At 37.1% G+C, this 26,472-nt stretch carries 22 protein-coding genes; 14 read left to right on the forward strand and 8 right to left on the reverse strand.

What is annotated here, in order from left to right:
* Positions 1-65: 65 nt before the first annotated feature.
* Complete coding sequence (gene ilvC / locus ACM9HF_RS12915; protein WP_473609106.1) at positions 66-1,544, reverse strand: ketol-acid reductoisomerase; 1,479 nt, start codon at positions 1,542-1,544, stop codon at positions 66-68.
* A gap of 221 nt (positions 1,545-1,765) precedes the next feature.
* Between ilvC and ilvY the strand changes: the two genes are divergently transcribed.
* Complete coding sequence (gene ilvY, locus ACM9HF_RS12920; protein WP_077339886.1) at positions 1,766-2,644, forward strand: HTH-type transcriptional activator IlvY; 879 nt, start codon at positions 1,766-1,768, stop codon at positions 2,642-2,644.
* A gap of 16 nt (positions 2,645-2,660) precedes the next feature.
* Here ilvY and ACM9HF_RS12925 read toward each other — a convergent pair whose 3' ends face one another.
* A complete protein-coding gene (locus tag ACM9HF_RS12925) occupies positions 2,661-4,187 on the reverse strand; it encodes a YifB family Mg chelatase-like AAA ATPase (protein ID WP_473609111.1) in 1,527 nt (508 codons plus the stop codon).
* A gap of 591 nt (positions 4,188-4,778) precedes the next feature.
* Here ACM9HF_RS12925 and ilvG point away from each other — a divergent pair.
* The 8 genes from ilvG to ACM9HF_RS12965 all read left to right on the forward strand — a co-directional run bounded on the left by ilvG (position 4,779) and on the right by ACM9HF_RS12965 (position 14,787).
* Positions 4,779-6,443 (forward strand): acetolactate synthase 2 catalytic subunit, encoded by a 1,665-nt coding sequence (gene ilvG, locus ACM9HF_RS12930; protein ID WP_473609115.1) that lies wholly within the window; start codon positions 4,779-4,781, stop codon positions 6,441-6,443.
* A complete protein-coding gene (ilvM, locus tag ACM9HF_RS12935; protein WP_077339880.1) occupies positions 6,444-6,683 on the forward strand; it encodes an acetolactate synthase 2 small subunit in 240 nt (79 codons plus the stop codon).
* Positions 6,684-6,800: 117 nt separating this feature from the next.
* Positions 6,801-8,657 (forward strand): dihydroxy-acid dehydratase, encoded by a 1,857-nt coding sequence (gene ilvD, locus ACM9HF_RS12940; RefSeq protein WP_473609119.1) that lies wholly within the window; start codon positions 6,801-6,803, stop codon positions 8,655-8,657.
* Positions 8,657-10,213, forward strand: a complete 1,557-nt coding sequence (gene ilvA, locus ACM9HF_RS12945; RefSeq protein ID WP_473609123.1) for a threonine ammonia-lyase, biosynthetic — start codon at positions 8,657-8,659, stop codon at positions 10,211-10,213. The genes ilvD and ilvA overlap by 1 nt, the downstream gene beginning before the upstream one ends.
* A gap of 115 nt (positions 10,214-10,328) precedes the next feature.
* Positions 10,329-11,780 carry a DUF418 domain-containing protein gene (locus tag ACM9HF_RS12950; RefSeq protein ID WP_473609126.1) on the forward strand — a complete coding sequence of 484 codons (1,452 nt, stop codon included), beginning with the start codon at positions 10,329-10,331 and terminating at the stop codon, positions 11,778-11,780.
* 404 nt (positions 11,781-12,184) lie between these two features.
* Complete coding sequence (locus ACM9HF_RS12955) at positions 12,185-13,423, forward strand: GGDEF domain-containing response regulator (protein WP_473609130.1); 1,239 nt, start codon at positions 12,185-12,187, stop codon at positions 13,421-13,423.
* Positions 13,424-13,491: 68 nt separating this feature from the next.
* Positions 13,492-14,208: a DIM/SIM/IMP family subclass B1 metallo-beta-lactamase gene (gene blaDIM, locus ACM9HF_RS12960; protein WP_473609134.1), complete on the forward strand. Its 717-nt coding sequence runs from the start codon at positions 13,492-13,494 to the stop codon at positions 14,206-14,208.
* 9 nt (positions 14,209-14,217) lie between these two features.
* Positions 14,218-14,787 carry a YceI family protein gene (locus ACM9HF_RS12965; protein WP_473609138.1) on the forward strand — a complete coding sequence of 190 codons (570 nt, stop codon included), beginning with the start codon at positions 14,218-14,220 and terminating at the stop codon, positions 14,785-14,787.
* 70 nt (positions 14,788-14,857) lie between these two features.
* Here the strand turns inward: ACM9HF_RS12965 and ubiK are convergent, their stop codons facing one another.
* Positions 14,858-15,106 (reverse strand): ubiquinone biosynthesis accessory factor UbiK, encoded by a 249-nt coding sequence (gene ubiK / locus ACM9HF_RS12970; protein WP_473609142.1) that lies wholly within the window; start codon positions 15,104-15,106, stop codon positions 14,858-14,860.
* Positions 15,107-15,261: 155 nt separating this feature from the next.
* On the opposite strand from ubiK, the gene rep reads away from it, so the two are divergent.
* Together rep and ACM9HF_RS12980 are read left to right on the forward strand one after the other, a co-directional pair.
* Positions 15,262-17,280, forward strand: a complete 2,019-nt coding sequence (gene rep, locus ACM9HF_RS12975) for a DNA helicase Rep (protein ID WP_473609146.1) — start codon at positions 15,262-15,264, stop codon at positions 17,278-17,280.
* Between the two features lies 1 nt (position 17,281).
* Positions 17,282-18,157, forward strand: a complete 876-nt coding sequence (locus ACM9HF_RS12980) for a TraB/GumN family protein (RefSeq protein ID WP_473609149.1) — start codon at positions 17,282-17,284, stop codon at positions 18,155-18,157.
* A gap of 98 nt (positions 18,158-18,255) precedes the next feature.
* Here ACM9HF_RS12980 and ACM9HF_RS12985 read toward each other — a convergent pair whose 3' ends face one another.
* Entirely contained in the window at positions 18,256-19,140 is an 885-nt protein-coding gene (locus ACM9HF_RS12985) for a LysR substrate-binding domain-containing protein (RefSeq protein ID WP_473609152.1), read from the reverse strand.
* A 74-nt stretch (positions 19,141-19,214) separates the two neighbouring features.
* On the opposite strand from ACM9HF_RS12985, the gene ACM9HF_RS12990 reads away from it, so the two are divergent.
* Positions 19,215-19,562, forward strand: coding sequence for a hypothetical protein (locus tag ACM9HF_RS12990; protein WP_473609156.1), 348 nt, complete (start codon positions 19,215-19,217; stop codon positions 19,560-19,562).
* Between the two features lie 9 nt (positions 19,563-19,571).
* On the opposite strand, the gene ACM9HF_RS12995 is transcribed toward ACM9HF_RS12990, so the two are convergent.
* Positions 19,572-20,489, reverse strand: coding sequence for a 3-keto-disaccharide hydrolase (locus tag ACM9HF_RS12995; RefSeq protein WP_473609160.1), 918 nt, complete (start codon positions 20,487-20,489; stop codon positions 19,572-19,574).
* 354 nt (positions 20,490-20,843) lie between these two features.
* On the opposite strand from ACM9HF_RS12995, the gene ACM9HF_RS13000 reads away from it, so the two are divergent.
* Positions 20,844-22,946, forward strand: coding sequence for a right-handed parallel beta-helix repeat-containing protein (locus ACM9HF_RS13000; RefSeq protein WP_473609162.1), 2,103 nt, complete (start codon positions 20,844-20,846; stop codon positions 22,944-22,946).
* Between the two features lie 84 nt (positions 22,947-23,030).
* Here the strand turns inward: ACM9HF_RS13000 and ubiB are convergent, their stop codons facing one another.
* Genes ubiB through ubiE form a run of 3 tightly spaced genes read right to left on the reverse strand, consistent with a single transcriptional unit; the run spans position 23,031 to position 26,036 of the window.
* Positions 23,031-24,602 carry a ubiquinone biosynthesis regulatory protein kinase UbiB gene (gene ubiB, locus ACM9HF_RS13005; protein WP_473609166.1) on the reverse strand — a complete coding sequence of 524 codons (1,572 nt, stop codon included), beginning with the start codon at positions 24,600-24,602 and terminating at the stop codon, positions 23,031-23,033.
* Positions 24,595-25,269: a ubiquinone biosynthesis accessory factor UbiJ gene (locus ACM9HF_RS13010; protein ID WP_473609170.1), complete on the reverse strand. Its 675-nt coding sequence runs from the start codon at positions 25,267-25,269 to the stop codon at positions 24,595-24,597. Before ACM9HF_RS13010 ends, ubiB begins: the two co-directional genes overlap by 8 nt.
* Positions 25,269-26,036 carry a bifunctional demethylmenaquinone methyltransferase/2-methoxy-6-polyprenyl-1,4-benzoquinol methylase UbiE gene (ubiE, locus tag ACM9HF_RS13015; RefSeq protein WP_473609174.1) on the reverse strand — a complete coding sequence of 256 codons (768 nt, stop codon included), beginning with the start codon at positions 26,034-26,036 and terminating at the stop codon, positions 25,269-25,271. The genes ACM9HF_RS13010 and ubiE overlap by 1 nt, the downstream gene beginning before the upstream one ends.
* A gap of 226 nt (positions 26,037-26,262) precedes the next feature.
* Here ubiE and ACM9HF_RS13020 point away from each other — a divergent pair, with 226 nt between their 5' ends.
* Complete coding sequence (locus ACM9HF_RS13020) at positions 26,263-26,469, forward strand: hypothetical protein (protein ID WP_473609178.1); 207 nt, start codon at positions 26,263-26,265, stop codon at positions 26,467-26,469.
* Positions 26,470-26,472 lie beyond the last annotated feature (3 nt).

The raw sequence follows: 26,472 nt of genomic DNA on the forward strand, positions 1-26,472 counted from the left end.
GACAATAAAAAAGCGGCTGTAGAATTATCTACATACCGCTTTTTCAGCAATCTATAAAAGGTTAATTAGCCTTCAACAATTTGCTTCATGTCTGTCATGTAGCCACGTAATTCTTTACCAATCGCTTCAACTTCATGGCTGCGAATTGCTTCGTTAACTTCAATTAAACGTTTGTTATCAACACCGTTAGATGTAGTTTTTAAGCCTTCACCTAATTCTTCTAACGTTAACTTAGCAGCATATTCTTCTAATAGAGGAACAGCAGCGTGTGAGAATAAGTAGTTACCGTACTCAGCTGTATCAGAAATAACAACGTTCATTTCGTATAACATGTTACGCGCAATAGTGTTCGCAATTAACGGAGTTTCGTGTAATGACTCATAGTATGCAGAAGCATTGATAATACCTGAATCAACCATAGCTTCAAACGCTAGTTCAACACCGGCTTTAACCATAGCAACTAAGAATATACCTTTGTCGTAGTATTCTTGCTCTGTAATTTCAGTATCACACTCAGGCGCTTTTTCAAAAGACGTTTCAGCCGTTTCTTCACGCCATTTTAATAAGTTAGCATCGCCGTTGTCCCAATCTGCCATCATACCAGCAGAGAAACGACCTTCGATAATGTCATCCATATGCTTTTGGAATAAAGGACGTAAAATTTCTTTTAATTCTAAAGACATATCAAACGCTTTAATTTTAGCTGGGTTTGATAAACGGTCCATCATGTTAGTGATGCCGCCATATTTTAAGCCTTCAGTAACGCCTTCAATACCGTATTGTAATAATTTACGTGCGTAACCTGCGTCAACACCTTGAGCCACTAATTGCTTATGACCTAAGATTGCTGCAGTTTGTAACATACCACAAAGAATCGTTTGCTCACCCATAAGGTCAGACTTAACTTCAGCGATGAAAGACGACTGTAAAACACCAGCACGGTCACCACCAGTTGCTGAAGCGTATGCTTTAGCGATTGCCCAACCGTTACCTTGAGGATCATTCTCAGGGTGAACAGCGATAAGTGTAGGAACACCAAAACCACGTTTGTATTCTTCACGTACTTCAGTACCCGGACATTTAGGAGCAACCATTACAACAGTAATGTCTTTACGAATTTGCATGCCTTCTTCAACGATGTTGAAACCGTGAGAATAAGCTAAAGAAGAACCTTCTTTCATTAATGGCATAACAGCTGTTACCGCTGAAGTATGTTGCTTATCAGGCGTAAGGTTTAATACTAAATCAGCAGTAGGAATTAACTCGTCGTATGTACCAACAGTAAAACCGTTTTCTGTAGCCCACTGCCATGATTGACGTTTTTCAGCAATTGCTGCTTCACGTAAAGCATAAGAAATGTTTAAGCCAGAATCGCGCATGTTTAAACCTTGGTTTAAACCTTGAGCACCACAACCAACAATTACAATGTTCCAACCTTTAAGGAAGTTACAACCGTCTGCGAATTCTTCACGCTTCATGAAACGACATTGACCTAATTGGTCTAGTTTTTCACGTAAGCTTAATGTATTAAAATAGTTAGCCATGTTTGCTCTCCTCAATCGACGTAAACATTATGTTTACTCGAGCACTATTGCATAGTGATAATAAATATAATTGTTAAATTTAATTAACAGATAAATTGTCAGTGTTTCTGACCATAATGCGATATTAAGCCATGACGCACGTTGCTTAAAGTGATATATTTACACCAGAGTGTTGCGTTTTATGCAACACTCTTTCAATGTCATATTATTTTGAGGGTAAGATGGATATTAAATCGCTGAAAATGTTTAGCCATTTGGCTAAAAGTTTACACTTCGGTAAAACGGCTGAAGCCTATCATGTCAGTCCATCAACCCTGAGTCGCTCTATTCAGCGTATTGAAACTGAAATTGGCTGTGATGTTTTACACCGCGATAACCGCACAGTTGTGCTCACCGAAGCAGGTAAACAACTGCAAAATTATGCTGAACAACAAATTGAACAATGGCATTTACTCACCTTATCGTTAGAGCAAAAACAAACGACACTCAAAGGGAAAATTCATATTTACTGTTCAGTTACCGCGGCATACAGCCATTTACCGCCTTTACTTGATAAGTTTCGTGAACAAAATCCGTTAGTAGAAATTATGCTAACCACAGGTGATGCTTCCGACGCATTTGAGCAACTTGAACATCAAGCGGTTGATATTGCCATTGCGGCAAAGCCTGAAAGTCTCACGCGTATTTTCCATTTTGATCAAGTAGCTCGCATTCCGTTATCGATCATAGCCCCCACCATGAGCTGTAAAGTACAGCAGTTGCTTCAAGAAGATATTTTATCGTGGTCAAACATTCCAATTATCTTGCCCGAACATGGCCCAGCCCGTAAACGGTTTGAATATTGGTATCGTAAGAAACAACAAGGTAAGCCAAACATTTACGCAACGGTTTCAGGACATGAAGCCTTGGTGAGTATGGTCGCCTTAGGTTGTGGCGTGGGTATTGTGCCGCAAGTGGTTGTAGAGAATAGTCCGGTAAAAGACCGAGTACAATACTTGCCTAACGCGGGCGAGATTGAACCGTTCGAACTAGGCATATGTTGTTTAAATCAAAACAAAGAACAACCTCTGGTTAAAGCATTCTTTGATACTTTGCTGTAATACTTATTTCGTCAATCTAAACACTCACTTGTTGCGTTAAGTGTTTTATTATTCGGTCCATTGCTCGGTATGACAAGGCTTCTGTAATATGTGAATTATTAATATTTTCCATGCCTTCCATATCAGCTAACGTACGTGCTATTTTTAAAATTTTATGATGAGCTCTTGTCGACAGGCCTAACTTTTCAACAGCTAGCTCTAAAAATTCGTTATCTTGCGTATTTAATTTACAATACTGACGAACTTCTGCACTACCTAAATGTGCATTTGCAATGCCTTGGCGAGCTATTTGTATGTCTCGACACAAAACAACTCGCGCTCGAATCGTTTCGCTTGATTCACTTTTTTGTTCATTTTGAGCCCACATACCTCGTGGTAAACGCGCTACTTCAATTTGAATATCAATGCGATCTAAAAATGGACCTGATAAACGATTTAGGTAACGTAATACTTGTTCAGGTGTACTGCGATTATCGTTATAAAATCCTGTTGGGCTTGGGTTCATCGCCGCAATCAACTGAAATTTTGCTGGAAAGGTTTGCTTTTGCAGCGCTCTTGAAATACACACTTCGCCTGATTCCATAGGCTCTCTAAGCACATCTAAAACTTTTCTTTCAAATTCTGGCAGCTCATCTAAAAATAAAACACCATTGTGAGCTAAAGAGATTTCACCGGGTTGAGGTTGGCTACCTCCTCCGACTAATGCCGCTGACGATGCTGTGTGATGTGGCGCTCGAAAAGGCCTTGTTAGCCAAGAGCTATCATCAATATTTTGATGACATATCGATTGAATAGAAGCAGCTTCTAGCGCTTCTTTCTCTGTCATGGGTGGCAAAATACCGGGCAATCGACTGGCTAACATGGTTTTTCCTGTGCCCGGTGGCCCCACAAAAAGTAGATTATGAGCACCACTAGCAGCAATTTCTAATGCCCTTTTGGCTAATGGCTGGCCAATTACATCAGCCATATCGAGTGCAGCTTTTACTGATTGAGCACAAGCGAGCTCTTTTTCTTCAACCAAAGGTAATGTGATTTGACGAGAAAAATGGGGATAAAGCTGTGTTAAGTGATCTATCGCGTGAATTTTTGCTTGTTTAACCCAACTGGCTTGCTCTGCGTTTGCTTTAGGAATAATTAAAGTACGTTTACTTTCGCAGCTTGCCATCGCCATAGGGATTTCACCGATAATAGATCGTAACTCCCCCGACAACGATAACTCGCCAGCAAATTCATAATCAGATAAATCAACAGCTGGCAATTGCTCTGAAGCGGCAAGAATACCTATCGCGATAGGTAAATCAAAACGACCACCTTCTTTGGGTAAATCTGCTGGAGCTAAATTTATGGTGATTCTTTTGGCTGGAAACTCGTATCCACAATTGATAATAGCGCTACGAACGCGATCTTTAGATTCTCGAACCGAAGTTTCAGGCAAGCCAACAATATTAAAGGCGGGTAAACCATTAGCTAAATGTACTTCAACGGTCACCAAAGGTGATTCAAGACCAAAACGAGCACGGCTATAAACACAAGCAAGCGACATATAAAATCCTTTTTTATTATTCTGTTCTGATCCAGTTTACTCATTTAACAAAAAAGCAACAACAACTGTTTAATATTCACTCTTTCAATGTGTTTTTCATACGCATAAAAAAGGCTAGTTTAGAAACGGGTATATAACAGATCAACCAGTGTGTATTTCAAAAAGCTCTAATTAAAAGCTTGCTCAAAGCCAGTAAGCTATGGTACTAATTTAAATAGGCTGCTTTATTTCATAATGAAATGCATAAACAATTATTCAAGAAAATTAAATAAACATGCAAATACTAAACTCAGTGATTATTAACCTTCTCGTCGTGGTGATTATTAAATCGTCGCAGGGGTTTTCGTTGAGCTAAAATAAAGCAACATACAGATAAACAGACCCTCGCTTCGAAAGAACCGGGGGTCTTTATCGTTTTAGCGTTATCAATATAATGCTCATTAAACGTGAAATAACCTTTAATTCAAACTAACACTGGAGAATACTATTCAAACAATATTCACTTAAATTTATCTTATCGGATGAGTAAGTAAGACAATAATTCGATAGATAAAATATGTAAGTGAATACTATTTGAATAGATTAAAAAACATGGCTAGCGATCAAAAGCACACAGGTGGTTCATTATTATTTGCCGTTTTACAAGAACACGGTGTAAAACACGTATTTGGCTACCCTGGTGGTGCCATCATGCCTATTTATGATGCTTTGTATGATAGCGAAGTTGAACATTATTTATGTAGACATGAACAAGGTGCGGCATTTGCTGCGGTAGGTTATGCTCGTGCATCAGACAAAGTGGGGGTTTGTATGGCAACCTCAGGTCCTGGTGCTACTAACCTAATTACAGGTCTTGCTGATGCCTTAGCAGATTCAATTCCAATTGTAGCAATTACAGGCCAAGTACCTACCTCAGCAATGGGCTCAGATGCATTCCAAGAGATTGATGTATTTGGTTTATCGCTTGCGTGTACGAAACACTCTTTCCAAGTTACTGATATTAATGATTTAGCTTCTGTACTTCACCAAGCATTTGCTATCGCACTTGAAGGCCGTCAAGGTCCAGTTTTAGTTGATATCCCTAAGGATATTCAATTAGCTGAAATCAATTGTAGCCTAAATGATATATCGCAATTGCCAAATAAAGTAAAACTTCCTCCAGTAGATGTTACGAACGCAATCAGTTTATTAAGTAAAGCTAAAAAGCCTATTTTATACGTAGGTGGCGGTGTTGGTATGGCAAATGCCATTGATGAATTAAGAGAGTTTTGTAACAAAACAGGTATGCCATGTGTTTCAACCCTCAAAGGTTTAGGCGCGATTGATCCTGAAAACGATAATTACTTAGGCATGCTAGGTATGCATGGTACTAAGGCTTCTAACCTTGCTGTACAAGAGTCAGATTTATTGGTTGTTGTAGGAGCTCGTTTTGATGACCGTGTAACAGGTAAACTTGATGAGTTTGCACCTAATGCTAAAGTTATTCATTTTGATATTGATACCGCAGAAATCAACAAACGTCGTAAAGCTGATTCAGCGATATTAGGTGATTTAAAAATTAACCTACCCGCGTTAGCTATACCATTATCGATTACAAACTGGCAGAAACAATGTCAACAAAGTAAAGCTGATAATGGTTGGAGATACGATCACCCTGGCGAAAACATATACGCGCCAGCAGTATTAAAAGAAATTAGCGACACTATGCCTAAAAATACTTGTGTAACTACGGATGTTGGCCAGCACCAAATGTGGGCTGCACAACACATGTTATTTAACGACCCAAGCGACTTTTTAACCAGTGGTGGTATGGGCACAATGGGTTTTGGCTTACCTGCTGCTATTGGTGCACAAGTTAGTCGACCTACAGATTGTGTTATTGCTGTTTCGGGTGACGGTTCATTTATGATGAACGTACAAGAATTAGCAACCATTAAACGCTTCCAGTTACCCGTAAAAATATTACTCATCGATAACGCTAAGTTAGGTATGGTAAGACAATGGCAAGACTTGTTCTTTAACGGCCGTTTAAGTGAAACTGACTTATCAGATAACCCTGATTTTATTATGCTAGCTAATGCTTTTGATATTAAAGCAAAAGAAATTACTAAGAAAAGTGAAGTAAGTGCGGCAGTCGCTGAAATGTTAGATCACGATGGCGCTTACTTATTAAAAATTAAAATTGATGCAGAAGATAATGTTTGGCCACTAGTACCACCCAATACAGCCAACGACAAAATGATGGAGAGTATATAAGTGAATAATTACCAATTAACCATCACCGTTGATGACAAACAAGTGGTATTAGAGCGCATTTTACAAGTAACTCGCTACCGTGGATTTTTAATTGATGGTATTAGTGCAGATGTAAATACAGGCACCAATATAGGTACAATTCACTTAATGGTAAAAAGTGAACGACCTATTGAGTTATTAGTTGATCAAATTAATAAATTAATCGATATAAAAAGCGTCAGTGTTGACAATAATACGTAATAAATACTGAACGTTAATATTAACTCACTGCATAAGCATTACATCATTTAACAAGCTTATAAGAATAAATATAAACTTTAAAAATACTTTACGATAGATACAATTGGATACAAAACTATGCCTAAATTAAGATCTGCAACTTCGACTCAAGGCCGCAATATGGCTGGCGCTCGTGCGCTTTGGCGTGCAACTGGAATGACTGACGGTGATTTCGGAAAACCAATTATTGCTGTTGTTAACTCATTTACACAATTTGTACCGGGCCATGTACATTTAAAAGACATGGGACAACTCGTTGCTGGCGCTATTGAAGAAGCCGGTGGTGTTGCCAAAGAATTTAATACTATTGCCGTTGATGACGGTATTGCCATGGGTCACAGTGGCATGCTTTACAGCTTACCATCACGTGACTTAATTGCTGATTCAGTTGAATACATGGTTAATGCCCATTGTGCTGATGCTATGGTGTGTATTTCAAACTGCGACAAAATTACTCCGGGCATGTTAATGGCAGCAATGCGTTTAAACATCCCAGTAATTTTTGTTTCTGGTGGCCCAATGGAAGCAGGTAAAACTAAGCTTTCAGATCAAATCATCAAACTTGATTTAGTTGATGCCATGATCCAAGGTGCTGATCCAAAAGTATCTAACGAGCAATCTGATCAAGTAGAACGCTCAGCTTGTCCAACGTGTGGTTCTTGTTCAGGTATGTTCACAGCAAACTCAATGAACTGTTTAGCTGAAGCATTAGGTTTAGCTTTACCGGGTAACGGTTCAATGTTGGCAACCCATGCTGACCGTGAACAGTTATTCTTAAAAGCAGGTAAACAAATTGTTGAACTAACAAAACGTTATTACCAAGATAACGACGAATCTGCATTACCACGTAATATCGCTAACAAAGATTCGTTCTCAAACGCTATGTGTTTAGATATTGCTATGGGTGGATCAACCAATACTATCTTGCATTTATTGGCAACAGCACAAGAAGCTGAAATAGATTACACCATGGAAGACATGGATAAACTATCACGTGTGGTTCCACAGTTATGTAAAGTTGCACCGTCAACCCCTGAATATCATATGGAAGATGTGCATCGCGCTGGTGGTGTAATCGCAATTTTAGGTGAATTATCACGCGCTGGCTTACTTAAAACTGATGTACCAAATATTTTAGGTACTTCACTTGCTGATGTTATCGCTAAATACGATATTAAAATCACTGACGATGAAGACGTTAAAAAATTCTACCGCGCAGGCCCTGCAGGTATTCGCACCACTAAAGCCTTTAGCCAAGATTGTCGTTGGGATACGTTAGACGACGACAGAGCTAATGGTTGTATTCGCAGCATCGATCATGCCTTTTCAACAGAAGGTGGCTTAGCCGTACTTTCAGGCAATATTGCAGTAGATGGTTGTGTAGTTAAAACTGCAGGTGTTTCAGATGAAAACCTTATATTTACTGGCCCTGCACATATTTTTGAAAGCCAAGATGCTGCAGTAGCAGGTATTTTAGACGGCAAAGTGGTTGCAGGCGAAGTGGTTGTTATTCGTTACGAAGGCCCTAAAGGTGGTCCAGGTATGCAAGAAATGTTGTACCCAACCACTTACTTAAAATCTATGGGCTTAGGTAAAGCTTGTGCCTTATTAACTGATGGCCGTTTTTCTGGCGGTACTTCCGGTTTATCTATTGGTCACGTATCTCCAGAAGCTGCCAACGGCGGCACAATCGCATTAGTTGAGCAGGGTGATATCATTCATATCGATATCCCAACTCGTGAAATTACCTTACAAGTATCTGAAGAAGTACTTACTGCTCGTCGTGCTGCGATGGAAGCAAAGGGTAAAGGCGCTTGGAAACCAGAAAATCGTGTTCGTCCAATCAGCTACGCATTGAAAAACTACGCCATGTTAGCAACAAGTGCCGACAAAGGTGCAGTACGTAACAGAGCATTACTTGACGGAGAAGACTAATGACACAGGCATTTGCTAATAAAACCCAAAGTGAAATTGGCTTAGAATACCTACGCCGAATTTTATTAGCGCCTGTGTATGATATTGCTGTTGAAACTGATTTAACACCATTAACCAAGTTGTCGACTCGTTTAAATAACACTATTTATTTAAAACGCGAAGATCAGCAACCTGTTCATTCTTTTAAGTTGAGAGGCGCTTATAACAAGCTCTCTCATTTATCAGAAGAACAAAGTATTCATGGTGTTATTGCCGCTTCTGCAGGTAATCATGCTCAAGGCTTAGCACTTGCTGCGCATAAGCTAGGCATTAAAGCGACCATTGTCATGCCTATTACTACACCTGACATTAAAGTCGATAATGTTCGTCGTTTTGGTGCTGAAGTACGCTTGATCGGCAAAAGCTTTAACGAAGCTCAGCTAGCTTCACAACAATTTGCTATTGACGAGAAAAAAACAGTTATTCATCCTTTTGATGATCCTGACGTTATTGCAGGTCAAGGAACGGTTGCAAAAGAATTGTTACAACAACTGGCTAAAATAGATGTTGTTTTTATACCTGTTGGCGGCGGTGGCCTACTTGCAGGCATGGCGGTTTACTTAAAACAGTTAAAACCCAGTATCAAAGTCATTGCTGTTGAAGCAGAAGATTCAGCCTGTTTAAAAGTAGCAATGGAAGCAGGTGAACCGACTGACCTAGAACAAGTAGGATTATTTGCTGATGGTGTTGCTGTAAAACGTATTGGTGAGCATACTTTTAAGCTTATTCAGCAATATTGTGACGATGTTATTACGGTAACAACCGACGAAATATGCGCCTCAATAAAAGACATTTTTGAACAAACACGTGTAATCGCTGAACCCGCAGGGGCTTTATCGTTGGCCGGTATTACTAAATATTGTAAAACAAGCCAAGGAAACGAAAACTTAGTGGCCATTTTATCGGGCGCTAACATGAACTTTCATAGTTTACGTTATGTCTCTGAACGTTGTGAATTGGGTGAGCAAAAAGAGGCGGTTTTTGCTGTTGCAATCCCTGAAGAAAAAGGCAGTTTTAAAAACTTTTGCCAAGCGATTGGCGGTAAAGTAATTACCGAATTTAACTATCGTTATGTAGAGTCAGCACAAAGTAATACTCAAGCAAATGTATTTGTAGGTATTCGTTTAGGTGGAGAACCCGATGAACGCCAACAACTATCCACTGATTTAACCCAAAAAGGTTATAACGTTACTGATTTAACGGAAAACGAACTGGCTAAACTACACGTTCGATACATGATAGGGGGATTATCAACCCCCCCATTAGAAGAACGTATATTTAGGTTTGAATTTCCAGAATACCCAGGAGCACTTGAGAAATTTTTAGAAACCCTTGGTGAATTGTGGAATATCACCTTATTCCATTATCGTAATCATGGTGCAGCCTTTGGGCAAGTGCTTGCTGGCTTCTCAGTAACTAACGATAGCCAAGATGCTTTTTTTCAACATATAGAAGCTCTAGGTTATGAATGCCAAGAAGAAACTAACAACGAAGCGTATAAAGTTTTTTTAAGCTAAACGTCTATATCTATCAATTATTCAAGCCACTTTTAAGTGGCTTTTTTTTATTTAGGCTTTTGATTTATAGAAAGATTAGTTTATTGTATAGGGAAAAGAATAAGGACATTTCAAAATGCACGCAAACTCGGATAATAATCAAACCTCACCTCAAGAACAGCTCCCTCTACAGCCATTAGAAAAAAACAAACGTATTGATGCATTAGATATCCTTCGTGGCCTGTGTTTAATTGGTATTTTACTGATGAATATTGAATGGTTTAACCGTGCAATGATTTCATTAGGTGGCCAAGATACAACACTCACAGGCATAGATCACGCTGCTGGTTGGTTAGTTCGTTGTTTTGTTGAAGGTAAGTTTTATAAGTTATTTGCGCTTATTTTTGGCATGGGTTTCGCTGTTATGCTACTGCGTGCTAAAGAAATGGGTCGTCCATTTGGTGCATGGTTCTCTCGTCGTATGTTTGTACTTTTGCTCATAGGTATCGCCCACATGATATTTATATGGGGTGGCGATATTTTACATGACTATGCTTTCGCGGGCTTTATTCTATTGCTTTTAGTACGAAAGAAAAAATCACAAGAGCCAAAGTCTTATCTTAAATTAGCATTAACTTGGTTAATAGTGCCAATTTTTTTGACCAGTTTAGGAGGCATTATATTTGGTACTGTATTCAACGATGCAAAGTATCAAGAAATGTGGAAAAGTGAACTTGATATTTATACGCTTGTTGAGCAAAAATTTTCTAGTAAAAGTGAAATGGATAGTACTACATCAACAGAAATAGCTGATAAAGCAACTATTGAACTTTCCGAAAAAACTGAACATGTAGAACTGACAGATGAAGAAATAAAAGCAGAAACAATTGCTGATGCCTTGCAAGAGCGCAAAGATGCGCAAGCAGATATTGATAAAGAAAACAGAGCATTTACACAGGGCAGCTATTGGGAAGCAACTCAATATAGAATAAGTTTTTCTGGCGTTATGCTCATGTTTTCACCACTTATCACCTTAGCGGTACTGCTCCCAATATTCATTTTAGGTTTTTGGTTAGTTATTTCCAAAACAATCACTCAACACCAGCAACATCAAACTTTTTTCAAAACGTTAGCGCAAGTGGGTCTACTTGCAGGTATTCCGTTAAATGTTGCTAGCCTTTTAATTATTCAGCATCCTGCTACAAGCATCTCTTTTGTATTGCTAGGTGCAGGAGAAATACTCTTTTATATTGCGCAACTAACTCTGGCCGCAGGATATTTAGGGTTGGTAGTTTGTGCGTTGAATAAACAAAAATGGCAACGTATATTATCGGTATTTGCACCTATGGGACAAATGGCGTTAACTAACTACCTTATGCATTCAGTTATCTTAACCAGTGTTTTTTATGGCTATGCGGGTGGGCAATATGGTGAAATTTCACGTGCGCCACAAATGCTGCTTGTTTTTGGAATTATTACAGGCCAACTCGTTTTTTCAAAATGGTGGTTGAACCACTACCGCTTTGGCCCAATGGAATGGTTATGGCGCAGTTTAACCTATAAAAAAATACAACCGATGAAAGTATAAAAATTCAAGTTTAATTGCCAACATTTCATATCGTATATCTTGTGCAAAAAACACTTAAAAAATACTTAAAAAATACTTAAAGATGATATTATTACCTTAATTTTCAATATAAATATTATGCCAAAACAAGTGGAAAATTTTATTTAACCTGAACTTTGGTTAACGGGTTTTATAATGTTTTGATTTATAATAAATATTTATAAAAAGCACTTAGTATACCTTGAGTTTTTATAAGACAATTAAGCTCAGTGATGAAACTTAAGAGTATATCAAAGCATTTTTGCGTACCAATAACGGGTTATTGGAAGTAAAAAAAACGCAGATAGGCGCTTAAATAGCGTTACTGAGTAAAATAGCTTAACCAGAGTTCAGGTTATTTATTTACGTAAAAACATAGGATTATTGTGTCTCCCAAATTACTCGTTATTGAAGACAGTTCATCTATAGCCAAAGTTATTGAACGTATAGGGCTTTCGTTAGGCTACCAAGTTACTATTGCTAAATCGTTCGCACAAGTTAAAAGTATTCTTGCAACTAACCCCAAGTTTTTTGCTGCAACCGTGGATGTATCTTTACCTGATGCCCCTAATGGTGAAGCTATCCCTTATGTTTTACAACATAAAATACCGAGTATCGTGATGACAGGTAGAATGGATGATGCAACACGTAAAAAAATTCTTAACTTACCTGTTATTGACTACATAACTAAAGAAAATGCACAGGCTTATCATTACCTATTACGTGTTTTACACAATCAACTCACCAACAAAAACATTAGCGTTTTAGTCGTCGACGATTCCTTAACATCAAGAAATCATACCGCGCAACTATTAAAGCGTCGAAACTTTACTGTTCATATAGCCGTTGACGGTGCCAACGCCTTAAAAATATTACACAGCAACCCAGAAATTAAAATTGTTGTTACCGATCATGAAATGCCAGGCATGAGTGGTATTGAGCTTCTACAAAAAATAAGAAGGCAGTATTCAAATAATGAGCTTATTGTTATTGGTATTTCAGGTACCAGAAAAGATATTAATTCAGCCCGATTTATTAAAAATGGCGCAGACGACTTTTTACAAAAACCTTTATGTCCTGAAGAGTTTTATTGTCGCATTATGCAGCATATTGAAAAATTTCAATATTTAGAAAAGATTAAACTCGCTGCAAATCAAGACTACTTAACCGAGTTATTAAACCATAGACATTTTATGAGTACAGTAGGCGAAGCACTAGAATTTTCTTTAGATGATTTAAGTACAAATATTTTGGCTGTGATCGACATCGATAACTTTAAAAGCATTAACGAAAAACATGGTAGCGCCATGGGAGATAAAATATTAATTGAGTTATCTAAATTACTTAAACAACACTTTAAAGGTCAAGTTATCGCTCGATTAGGTGGTGATGAATTTGCGGTATTCATTTCAGCTGAAAGTGTCGAAAATGGCAAAGATCAATTACTTAATTTACAACAAGCCGTTAGCCAATTTAATGTGCAATTACAAGATGAACAAACACGTTTTAGCATTAGTATTGGAACAACAACGATGAACACAGAAAACTCACTTGAATCCCTCATTAAAATAGCGAACAACGCCTTAAAACAAGCGAAAAAAAAGGTCGTAACACGCTTATTTTAGAACAATAATTCACTAACGACTCAGTATTAATATAAAACTTCCATATAATGGATAGGACATCAGAAGCCATGAAACTATTGTTAATCGTTTATACCTTACTACTCACTTTTTCGGTTCATGCAGAAGAGGCACTACCTGAATTAAAAATCAATAAAATAGCTCCTAACACCTATCTATATAAATCTTTTCAAAACGTAGAAGGTTTTGGGTTAATGAGTTCAAATGGACTGGTTGTATTCCATGAGAAAAAAGCCTTTATTATTGATACGCCATGGTCTGAACAAGATACAAAAACATTAGTGCGTTGGATAGAAAAACAAGATTATAAACCTGCGGCGAGTATATCAACCCACTCGCATGAAGATCGCACAGCAGGTATTAAATGGCTTAATGAACAAAACATTCCAACCTATGCGTCTACATTAACTAACAAATTATTAGCCAAAAAAGAACAAACACCAGCAAGTCATTCATTTACAGGTCCTAATTTTCAGTTAGGAGATGGATTAATTGAAATATTTTATCCAGGCGGCGGCCATACAATAGATAACCTAGTCGTCTGGCTACCTAAATCTAAACTACTATTTGGTGGTTGCTTTGTTCGTAGTTTACAAACTCAGGGATTAGGCTATACAGGTGACGCCTCGATAGAACAATGGCCTTCTTCAGTCGATAAAGTACTATTAAAATATCCCCAAACTGAAATTGTTGTTCCTGGGCATGGTAAACTAGGCGATATAAACTTATTAACCCACACTAAACAATTAGCAGCAGCTAAAAACTAAGGAAAAAAAATGCGTATTTTTACATTAATAATCGGATTATTATTTACCCTGCCAAGCCTAGCAAATTGGCAATTAGTGAATGATAAGTCTCAATTTAATTTCGTAACAACCAAGAAAAACAGTGCCACAGAAGTTCATCAGTTTACTCAACTAAAAGGCGCTATATCACCTAAAGGTAAAGTTAATTTAACCATTGATTTAAGCAGCGTTGAAACCAACATCCCAATTCGAAATGAAAGAATGCAAAAATTTCTTTTTGAAACAAATTTGTTCCCTAAGGCAAGTTTTACCACGAGTATTGAAAACCAAACAATTGAACAACTAAGTGTTGGCGAAGTAGCACGTATCGAAGTAGCGGGTGAAATTGCATTGCATGGAGCAAAGCAAATGGTTAAAACCCAAGTACAAGTTATAAAATTAAGTAACAACAAGATACTCGTTAACAGTTTAAAACCGATTATTATTCAAGCAAACGATTTTAATTTAGTTGCAGGTGTAGAAAAACTAAAAGACTTAGCGGTATTACCTAGCATTAGCAACGCAGTACCGGTTACCTTTTCTCTGTATTTTACTCAATAGAAAAAATACTTTAATTATAAAGCCATAGCTTGCTAAGTAAGCTATGGTTATTCAACTAACACCAACCAAATTACTCAGCGAGTTTAGCTTCAATTTCAGTAAGCTTAGCTTCTAACTCAGTAAGTTTTGCTCTAGTTTTAATTAACACCTGTGTTTGCACATCAAACTCTTCACGCGTTACTACATCAAGCTCAGCTAATTTACGTTGTAAAACCGTTTTAGTTTTCTCTTCAAAATCGCTCGCTGCATTTTTTAATCCTGCTGGAATAGCATTTGATACTTGCTGAGCAATTTCTTCAATTTTTTTAGCATTAATCATTTTAAACTCTTAGCCTTATTTAACTTTAACTTAAGTTGCTTATTTTACTATTGTAAACATTTTTAACGATTGAGACTAAAAATATTCGGCTTATTTAAAAAATTTGTTATAAAATCGTCGCCTCTTTTGAATAGCCCCAGAAACCGTTAAAGATAATGAAACTAAACCCCGGACAAAATGAAGCTGTAAAATACGTAAGTGGACCTTGCTTAGTATTAGCAGGTGCTGGTAGTGGAAAAACAGGGGTTATCTGTAAAAAAATCGCCTACCTTATTGAAAAGTGTGGCTATAAAGCACGTAACATTGCCGCTGTTACCTTTACCAACAAAGCCGCCAAAGAGATGAAAGAGCGTGTCGGCAAATTGCTAGGTAAAGATTTAATCCGTGGTCTTACGGTTTCAACCTTTCATTCCCTCGGTTTAGATATTGTTAGAAAAGAAATAAAAACATTAGGCTACAAACCCGGTTTTACCTTATTTGACGATCAAGACACCTTAGCGCTATTAAAAGAACTAACACAAGATGAGTTTGGGGGCGATAAAGACTTACTCAGTAAATTACAGTCAATGATCTCAAATTGGAAAAACGAGCTACAACTGGCTGACGCAGCAATTAAAAGCGCAAGTGATGCCGACACCACCATGTATGCTGAATTCTATGCTGAATATCAAAAACATATGAAAGCCTATAACGCGTTAGACTTTGATGATCTGATTTTAATCCCTACGCTCTTATTAAGAAATTACCCTGAAGTACGTGAGCGCTGGCGTAAAAAAATTCAGTACATGTTGGTAGATGAATACCAAGACACCAACGCCAGCCAATACGAATTAGTTAAATTAATTGCTGGTGAAAAAGGCTTATTAACCGTAGTTGGCGACGACGACCAATCAATATACTCGTGGCGTGGCGCTAAACCACAAAATTTAGTGTTATTAGGGGAAGACTTCCCTGAGCTTAAGTTGATCAAATTAGAGCAAAATTATCGCTCTAGTGGCCGTATTCTTAAGTGTGCAAACATACTGATTGCGAATAATCCTCATGTATACGACAAAGCACTATTTAGTGAGCTTAATTACGGCGTTGAATTACGGGTTGTGCAAACCAAAAACGAAGAACACGAAGTTGAGCGTATTGTCGGTGAGCTGATCGGTCATCGTTTTTTAAATAAATCTAAATTTAAACATTACGCCATTTTATATCGCGGTAATCATCAATCTCGCTTACTTGAAAAAGCATTAATGACTAACCGTATTCCATACAAAATAAGTGGTGGAACATCATTCTTCTCAAGATCTGAAATTAAAGATATGATGGCGTACTTGCGTGTTTTAGTGAATCCTGACGACGACAACGCTTTTTTACGTATTGTAAACGTACCTCGACGCGAAATAGGACCAACAACCTTAGAAAAACTAGGTAGTTACGCCAACATGCGCCAAATTAGTATGTTTGCAGCTAGCTTCGAGCTTGGGCTAGAACAAACACTCACTGGCCGTGGTTTAGCGAGTGTACAACGCTTTACTCGTTGGATTGTTGAAACAGCCGATCATGCTGAACGAGGAGATACCGCAGCGGTTTTAAGATCTGCTGTACGAGAAATTAATTACGAAGATTGGTTATACGATTCTTCGCCAAGCGCTAAAGCAGCTGAAATGCGTATGAAAAACGTAACTCAACTCTTCAGCTGGGTTACACAAATGTTAGAAGGCGACGAAAACGAAGACCCTATGACATTACCGCAAGTAGTCACGCGTTTAACCTTGCGCGATATGATGGAACGCAGCGAAGACGAAGACGACTCAGACCAAGTGCAATTAATGACATTGCATGCATCAAAAGGACTAGAGTTTCCTTACGTATTTTTAATTGGTATGGAAGAAGGCTTACTACCTCACCAAACCAGTATGGATGAAGGTAATGTAGAAGAAGAACGAAGATTAGCTTACGTAGGTATTACTCGCGCGCAAAAAGAACTTATTTTTACTTACGCACGTGAACGTAGACAATTTGGTGAAGTCTCAAGAACAGAAGCGAGTCGCTTTTTACATGAATTACCGCAAGACGATTTAAGCTGGGAATTAACCCAAGCCAAAAAAAGTAACGAACAAAAACAGGCTACAGCCAAAATGGGTGTCGCTAACTTACGAGAAATGCTTAATAAGAATAAATAATATGAAAAAATACATACTCACTTTATTAACAACAGTTACCTTTTATAGTTTATCTATTACAGCTATGGCTGACAGTTCAGTGTGGAAAGTGTCGAAAGACAACGACCACGTATTTATTGGTGGTACTATTCATGTGTTACCTGAATCAGAATTTCCACTGCCTAAAGAATTTCTTGAAGCTTATAAAAATACCGACCTCATTGTATTAGAAGCCCAATTACCTGATCCTACAGATGCGGCAGCGCAACAAGCGATGCTCGCTCAAATGAGCTACAACGACGGCCAAACATTACAAAGCATATTAAAGCCTAATACCTTCAAATTATTAACCAATTACTTCGACAGCATTGGCAGTAATGTACATCAATTTACCAGTTTTAAACCTGGTTTTGTTATTTCAATAATGGCATTAATTGAATTACAAAAGGCTGATATCTCCGGCGAAGGTGTTGATGCTTATTTTGAAGAACTCGCCATAACAGATAAAAAAAGCATTCATTATTTAGAAACCGCTGAAATGCAATTTACCATGCTAAGCAATTTAGGTAAGGGATACGAAGACGACTTTATTAAAGCCAATTTAGAATTGAATTCTAGCTTTACTGATTTTTTCCAAGAAACCTTAGACGCATGGAGAGTGGGAGACGCCGTTAAGTTAGAAAATTTAATCAATATTGCCGCCATCGAATCAGATGCAAAATCTTACGACGCGCTATTTACTAGCCGAAATAAAAACTGGGTACCTAAAATAGAAGACTTATTTAAAAATAAAAACAAAGAGTTTATTCTAGTGGGTGCTGGTCATTTATTTGGTCAAGACGGCTTAATCGCACTATTAAAAAGTAAAGGCTATACCGTAGAACAAAAATCATCTTAACCACTGAAATAATAAATAAGCCTATAAAACACACTAGATCATAAGTTTTGGACAATAAGGTTAATAATAACAATAAAGTGTGACTGTTTTACGAAATATCACCCTGAATTGAATAAAACTTTTAACCAAGCTTCAAATTTCTTTACTTTTTCCCATTGAAAATTTTTGGGAGGAGCAACCAAAAATAATGAAATAGGGCTATTGGCTGAAAATTCAAATAAGTTAATCAGAGTACCTTCTTTAATACGCTCGAAAACTAAAGATTTACTTACAAAACACATACCTTGGCCTGCAATTGTTTTTTCAATTACAGGCACTGAATCTGTTGTTTGTAGGCTAATTTTAAAATCATCTACCGTGACTTTATACTGATTACAAAATAGTTCAAATGCGGGCTTTAAGTCGCTAGATATATCTAAAAGCATGGGTGTTTTTAATAGTATATCCATTGATGGAAAGGCATCTTCAAATAACAAGCTACTTGCCACAAGTAAAACTTCATCTTTTATAAGCTCTCTACTTTCCAAACCCTGATAAATACCTTTTCCTCTTCTGATTGCGATATCTACATTATTATCTTTAAAATCAACCAATTGATTACTTGGTGAAAACTGCAACATCATCTCAGGATACATTAATTGAAATTCATTGATTTTAGGAATGAGTATCAAAGACGTAAAAGAGTGCAAAGACGTTATTTTAAGGGTGTTTGGATCAGGCTCTGCAGACAGCAAGCTGATCCCTTGCGATATTTCACTAAAAGCTTTTTCAATAAACGGGAATAAACGTTTCCCTTCAGTACTTAACAAAGTTTGTTTACTGTCTCTAATAAATAACTGACATTTTAAATTTTCTTCCAGTAATCGAATTTGTTGGCTTACGGCCGCTTGAGTTACAAACAACTCTTGTGCTGCACCCTTAAAACTTTTATTACGCGCAGCTGCAAGAAAAAATGACAATGACTTGAGTGGAGGTAGCTTCATATTACTTTAGAAAAACTTAAGTGATGTTAAATTTATATCGTTTGTTTAACTCGAGTGCAAGGTTTAATTTACAAATGAAACTTACAACAAACACCGAGGTTATTATGTTAAAAAAAACTGTATTGATATTAAGTGTTTTAAGCACATCACTCGTTATAGGCATTCAGGCAAACGACGAAATACAATTGTATTCTGAAGCAGGTTATCCTTACAAAAATTTGATCAATAAGGCTAAAGCAGTAAAGATTTTATTTACTGAACAAGAAAATAGCATTGTTTGTCGAGTAGAAGTATCAGGAGACTCAAAAAATAAAACCACCGAGAAAGTGGTGGTTTCAAAAAAACAATTTGATCAAGCCCCGCTTGTGAGTTGTTTACCACGAACAGAGGCTAAAAAATTATTAACATTCGATTATCTTTAAAGGCTCAAGCTAATAGATGTATTCCATATACTGTTTTGGTAATGCATCTAAAGCTTTAATTTTAACATCTCGGTAGAACAACTCAGCACCTTCCGATTGTAATTGTAACTGCCCAGAATTTAATACTTCACCCATGGGATCTTTTGAATCTTGAATCGCCATAACCACTTCGCCATTAACGACAAATACAGCGTAATCATTTACCGCAAACAATTCTAATGTATTCCATTCGCCGTGAGCTTTATCAACTTCAGGAAAAGCACTCGCATAGCCCACACTCCCTAATTTACCTTTCACATCGTAAATTGGTCTCTTACCTACTGCTGGTTTACGAGAGCGAATTTTACCTTTTACAGAGCCTTGAGGATTACCTAACGGAATGTAATCGCCTAAGTCACTTTCTTGTACTTGAAATTCTTGACATAACTTCCATGTTTTCCAAAAAGCGCCATGTTCACCTTTACAATGAAATAACAAACCGCTATCGCGAATGGCTTTTTGTCGTGGCGCCCATTTTTTATCACCCCACTTCATTTGAAAGCTTAAATGGTAATTTTTATATTCAGCTTTAGTATTAATACCACCATAAATTTCACCACTAATATGCAAGACAGGCTGACCGTCTTGTTCAATCATGGTAAACACGCCTTTAACATCGTTATTTAAACCTAAAGCGAGGCTAGGATCGCCATGACTTACTTTATCCTCGGTGAATGTACCTTCAGGTAATCCTTTTACAGAAGTATGAGGTACACCAATCCAAACATCCCATTGCGACAGGTTACTATCTAGCAAAGGCTTCCATGTTTGCGTTAACTTTTTTGATTCATTATTTGATTGTTTTTCACTAGTAGATAAAAGACTACAGGCTGATAACAAGGTTACGAGAGTACCAAGAATGACTATTAAACTATTTTTATTTTTCATGGAGTTCATATATAAAATCGTATTTTCATCCTATTCTGCCTTTGATTACGCTAAAAAACAAGTAAGAAAAAGAAAACTCATATAATAAATAAATTATAAAAATCACTTATTATAAAATCATTAAAAAATACGTTAACGCTAACAAATAACAACATAAATAACTCACCTACTGGATTTGTTTTTCATATTTAAATAGTGTAATTTATAAACAGAATTTGAGATGTGATATTTTTTAGCCTTTAAAATAATATTTCTAAAATTATTTTTGTGACTCTACATTGAAAATCATACAACAAATAAAATTCATTAAAAATTTATTCTTTATAAACAAATCCCCCTATTTTTGAGGTTATTATGTATCAATATTTATGTAAAAAGAGGAATATTACAACATCCCTTATTTTATCGACTCTACTCTTTCCATGTTCAATCTATGCTAAAAATATCTATGTTGCTATTGATGGAAACGACAATAATGACGGTTCAATAAACTCGCCTTATTCTACTTTTGAACAAGCGAATGATGTACTTGAAGCCGGTGATAATTTAATTATTAAAGCGGGAACTTACCGTCAAACGTTACGTATAAATAAAAATGGTACTGAACAAAATAGAATAACAGTTAAAGCAGAAGAGGGATCAACAGTTGTAATTAGCGGTACTGAACCTGTTACTGGCTGGTCACAATTTCAAGACGATATATACCAAGCCAATATTACCATGAGTATTGACGAAGAATATCGCCAGCTTTATCACAACAGCAAATTAGTTGATATTGCTCGCTGGCCAAATAATACCGATGGTGATGTATTTACAATTGATGCTGCAGATGTATCAGCTAAAGGTACTGTATCGAGTGTATCTGCGCAAAATATACCTGATACCGACTTAAGTAATGGCTATATTTGGTATCTAGGTGCTCATTCAGGTACAAGTTGGACGAGAAAAATCACGAGTTCTACTGATAATTCTGTTTCTTTTACCGCTATAAATGATGCTGTATGGCCTTTTAACCCTCATGCACCGACCATTCTTCGCCATAATAATTATGGCCGATTCTTTGTTTTTGGAAAGTTAGCGCTATTAGACCACGCTAATGAATGGTTTTATGATCCTGCTCAAACAATGCTTTATTTACAAGCTTCAGATGGTTTAGAGCCCGTAGATAACACCGTAGAAATTTCAGCTCGTGAAAATACTATTATTTTAGATGGTGGATATATTACCGTGGAAGGCATAGAGGCTTTTGGCGGAAATGTTGTTATAAATGGTGCTAATAATACGATTAGGGAAAGTAAAATAACCTATGGATTACAACGTTTAGATGAATTGGATAATACAGACGCCCAAGTAGGTTCTGGCTCTATAACCGTTTATGGTCAGCATACTCGCATTGAAAACAATACGATCGAGCATGGTTCTTTAAATGGTATTTTTGTAGCTGGTTGGGGAGAAAATGGTAAATTCGTTCATATTGAAGGTAATATTATTCGTTATTTTGATACCTTAGGTATTCATGCTAGCCCAATCAGAGTAACAGCTTCAAACGCTACTATTATACGTAATACGTTATCAGATACTGGACGAGATGGCGTATTTTTACCTAGTCAAAATAGTGAGTTTGCCTATAACGATGTTTCCAAAGTAGGGTTAATTAATAATGACGGTGGTGTTTTTTACACCGTGGGAAATAATGATGATAAAAACACACGACTTCATCATAACTGGCTTCATGACTCGGCTGGCCCAGCCTATGCAGACGGACGTACCGCTGGTATTTACTTAGACAACAACAGCAAGGGCTATCAAGTAGATCATAATGTTGTATGGAATGTTACTTGGTCTGGTGTGCAGCTGAATTGGGAAAATAACAATAATAATATTTATCACAATACTTTTATTAATGTTGGTCAAGCTATGGGTGAATGGATAAACGGCCATACAAGAGAAAACAATCGCGTATGGAATAATTATGCTGACATTGGTGAATGGTTAATGGGTAATGCTTATGACTTAGATAGTAACGAAATAACAAGTGATGCGCAGTTAATAGCCCCTGAAAATTCAAACTTTATGCTATTAGACTCATCTATATTAATCGATAAAGCTCGTATTATTGATGGTTTTGATAAAGCTTATGCTGGCCCAAGTCCAGATATTGGAGCATACGAACTAGGTGGTATTAAATGGACTGCCGGTATCAATGCTATATTTGACGATTGTACTGAGTGTTCAAGTAATCCTAACAGCGAACCCGTTATTCAGCCACCAGTGGTAGAACCACCTGTAGTTGAACCTCCAGTCGTCGAACCTCCTGAAGAGCCCGTTGTAGTAGAACCACCAGTAACTCAGCCGATAGAGCAAAGCTCAGATGGTTCATCAGGTGGAAGTTTAGGCCTCTTTAGCTTATTAAGCTTATTCGGTTTATTATTGAGCCGTAGAAGAACAACAATATAACGCTATACAATTAGTATTAATCCCTATAATAGCTATTATAGGGATTTTTATGTCTACATAACCTAACTTTATTAAAAGACAGAACTACAAACTAAAAAAAATAGAAGCACTAATTAATATAGCGCTTAATCCAATAACAATCATAAGCCCTTTATGTTGGCGAGACTGTTGTTCTTTCAATAGTTCTATTAATTGTAAATGCTTATTATGGCTATCTTTTCCTGCGCGTAAATAGTCGTAAACTAAATCAGGAATTTCAGGAAGCTTTTCATTCCAAAAAGGAATGTTTTCTTTAATTTTTGCAAAAACAGCTTTTATGCCCATTTGCTCTTTTACCCAATTTTCTAAAAAGGGTTTTGCGGTTTGCCATAAGTCTAATTGCGGATATAACTGACGGCCTAAACCTTCAATGTACAGTAAGGTTTTTTGTAATAAAACGAGCTGCGGCTGTACTTCCATATTGAATCTACGTGCCGTACTAAATAAGTTTACTAGCACTTGCCCAAACGATATTTCAGCCAAAGGTTTATTAAAAATAGGCTCGCATACCGCTCTAATAGCAAACTCAAATTCATCAACACTGGTATTGCTAGGAACCCAGCCTGAATCTACGTGCAATTGTGCTACTTTTCGGTAATCGCGATTAAAAAAGGCAACAAAGTTTTCAGCTAAATAACGTTTATCTTCTTGGTTCAGTGTACCTACAATCCCGCAATCTATGGCAATCCATGTTGGATCTGCGGGGCTAGTTGCATCAACAAATACATTACCTGGGTGCATATCAGCATGAAAAAAACTGTCGCGAAATACTTGCGTGAAAAACACTTCAACACCGCGCTCAGCCAATAACTTCATATCTACGCCTAATGCGTGTAGCGTTTCAATTTCACCTACACCAATACCGTAAATACGCTCCATAACGAGTACATTTTTACTGCTGTATTCGCTATGAATTTCAGGTACATATAAAACATGGTCTTGTTCACGACCTTGTGAAAAATTATGTTTCAGCTGAATAGCGTTAGCCGCTTCACGATTTAAATCTAATTCATCTAAAATTGTTTTTTTGTATTCTTGTACTACTTCTTTAGGTCGTAGCCTTTTTCCGTCAGACAACCAGCGAGCAACAATACCCGCAAAAAGCGACATGACTTCTATATCAGCAATAATCACTTTTTCAATATCAGGGCGTAATACCTTAATAACGATATTCGTCTTGCCATGCTTTTCAGTATGTAACTTAGCTGTATGCACTTGCGCGATAGAAGCCGAAGCTAGTGGTTCGATATTAAATTCGCTGAAATGTTCGTTAAAAACATCTTCACCCATGGCATCAATTATTAGCTGTTTAGCTTTTTCACCATCAAACGGCACAACTTGATCTTGAAGAAGTGCTAATTCATCAGCAAAGTCGGGCGGAAGTAGATCGCGCCTCGTTGAAAGCATTTGTCCAAATTTAATAAAAACAGGACCTAGCGATTCAATAGCTAATCGAAACCTTAAGGCAACAGGCTTATCTTTATGTTTATTACCTAACCAAAATAAACTCACGCGGGCTAACTTTGCATACCAAGGCAGAGACTTTTTAGGTACGAGCTCGTCTAATCCATATTGCAGAAAAGTTTGAACAATTTTATAAAGGCGTAAGCTACTCACAAGAATCCTTGTTGCTGTTTACTGCAGGTTGTTTGCTGGGGCGATTTAATAGCGCTTTTTCAATGGCTAAAAACCTGTCGTTTACTGTTTCAGTGTGTATTTCTAATTCACTTACTTGTAAATTAAATGCCGCTATTTGGCTACTTGTAACCACTAAACGCTTTTCGTGTACTAACCACTCAGTTGAATCCGCTTGAATTTGCTTAACGGCAAAGCCCAGTTTATCGGCGAGTTTTTTACTTAACTGGGTTAATTTATAGGTTGGTATATCGCCAATGTGTTTGGCTAATTCGCTTTGCCAATCAATGTCTAATGTTTCAGCCATGTTGGCATATTGTTGGGCAATTTTAATGTCGCCAACAATATCTAGCTTGTCTTGTTTTATTAGCTCGGTTAACGATTGCTCGTTTTTTAAAGCCACTAAGGTTTTAACACTGGTATGAATGGCGCAATCAGGGTTTTCTCTTAACGAAGTTACCAATACCTTGCTGTTATTCACAATAAAACTTAACGGGAAGCCCAGCTCAGCCAAATGTACTACTAAGTTTTTTTGCTCTAGCGGATAAAGACTTTGCGTACCATTTAAGCTTAATACTAAAGCCTTATTAATAATAGCTTCAAGCGCTGAGCATAAAAGTTGCTGATGCAAGGTGGTATTGTTTGCCACTAAAACTTATAACCTTTATGCAGAGCTACAACGCCGCCAGTTAAGTTTTTATAAGTAGTTTGTTCAAAGCCCGCGTTATCCATCATTTCTTTTAATGTATCTTGGTCAGGATGCATACGAATAGACTCAGCTAAATACTGATAGCTATCACCGTCTTTAGCCACTAGCTCGCCCATTTTAGGTAAAATGTTAAACGAGTAAAAATCGTAGGCTTTACTAACAAGCTCTTGCTCTGGTTTTGAAAACTCTAATACCAATAAACGACCACCGGGTTTAAGTACGCGATACATAGAGCGTAATGCTTCGTCTTTATCAGTTACGTTACGTAAACCAAATGCAATAGTAATAATATCGAAGGTGTTGTCTTCAAAAGGTAGGTGTTGCGCGTTAGCTTGTACGTATTCAATGTTTTGTACTAAACCACGGTCACGTAATTTATCACGACCTACATTCAGCATTGAACTGTTGATATCAGCTAAAATAACTTGCCCATCTTTACCTACAAGTTGAGAGAATTTCGCTGTTAAGTCACCCGTACCACCAGCTAAATCAAGCACCTTGTTACCGGGGCGTACACCGCTGGCATCAATAGTAAATCGTTTCCATAATCGATGAATACCAAACGACATTAAATCGTTCATTACATCGTATTGTGCCGCCACAGAATGAAATACTCCGGCAACTTTAGATTCTTTCTCGCTTTTATCTACCGTTTGGTAACCAAAGTGAGTGCTGTTTTCTTGATTGTCTTGATCTTGAGGTGACATCTTAAATTCGCTTGTAGCAATAATTAGCCTTAGTTTAACTCACTTTGACTGAATTATTAATAGTAAGTTAACTACTTATTAAACCGAACTCAGGTTAGTTAAGTCATACCAAACACAATAGAATAAGTTTATCTATCTATTGAACCTTCATGATTTTCAGTAATCGTATTAATCATGGCTTGGTTTACGATTTGTTTACAACAACTATTTAATACAAGGACTACAAATGATACAAAAAATACTATGGATAAGCTTACCAATAGTGTTATCCGCTTGTTCTTCTCAACAACTTTACCAACATACACAAAAACAAGTAGAAATTAATTGTAATCACAAAGTAGGTGTTGAAAGAGAACAGTGTCTAGAAACAATCAACACAAAATCATACAAAGAATACGAAGCTGAGCGACAAGAGATAATTAACGGAAAGTAAATG

Source organism: Colwellia sp. RE-S-Sl-9, assembly GCF_048296855.1.
Lineage (GTDB): Bacteria > Pseudomonadota > Gammaproteobacteria > Enterobacterales > Alteromonadaceae > Pseudocolwellia.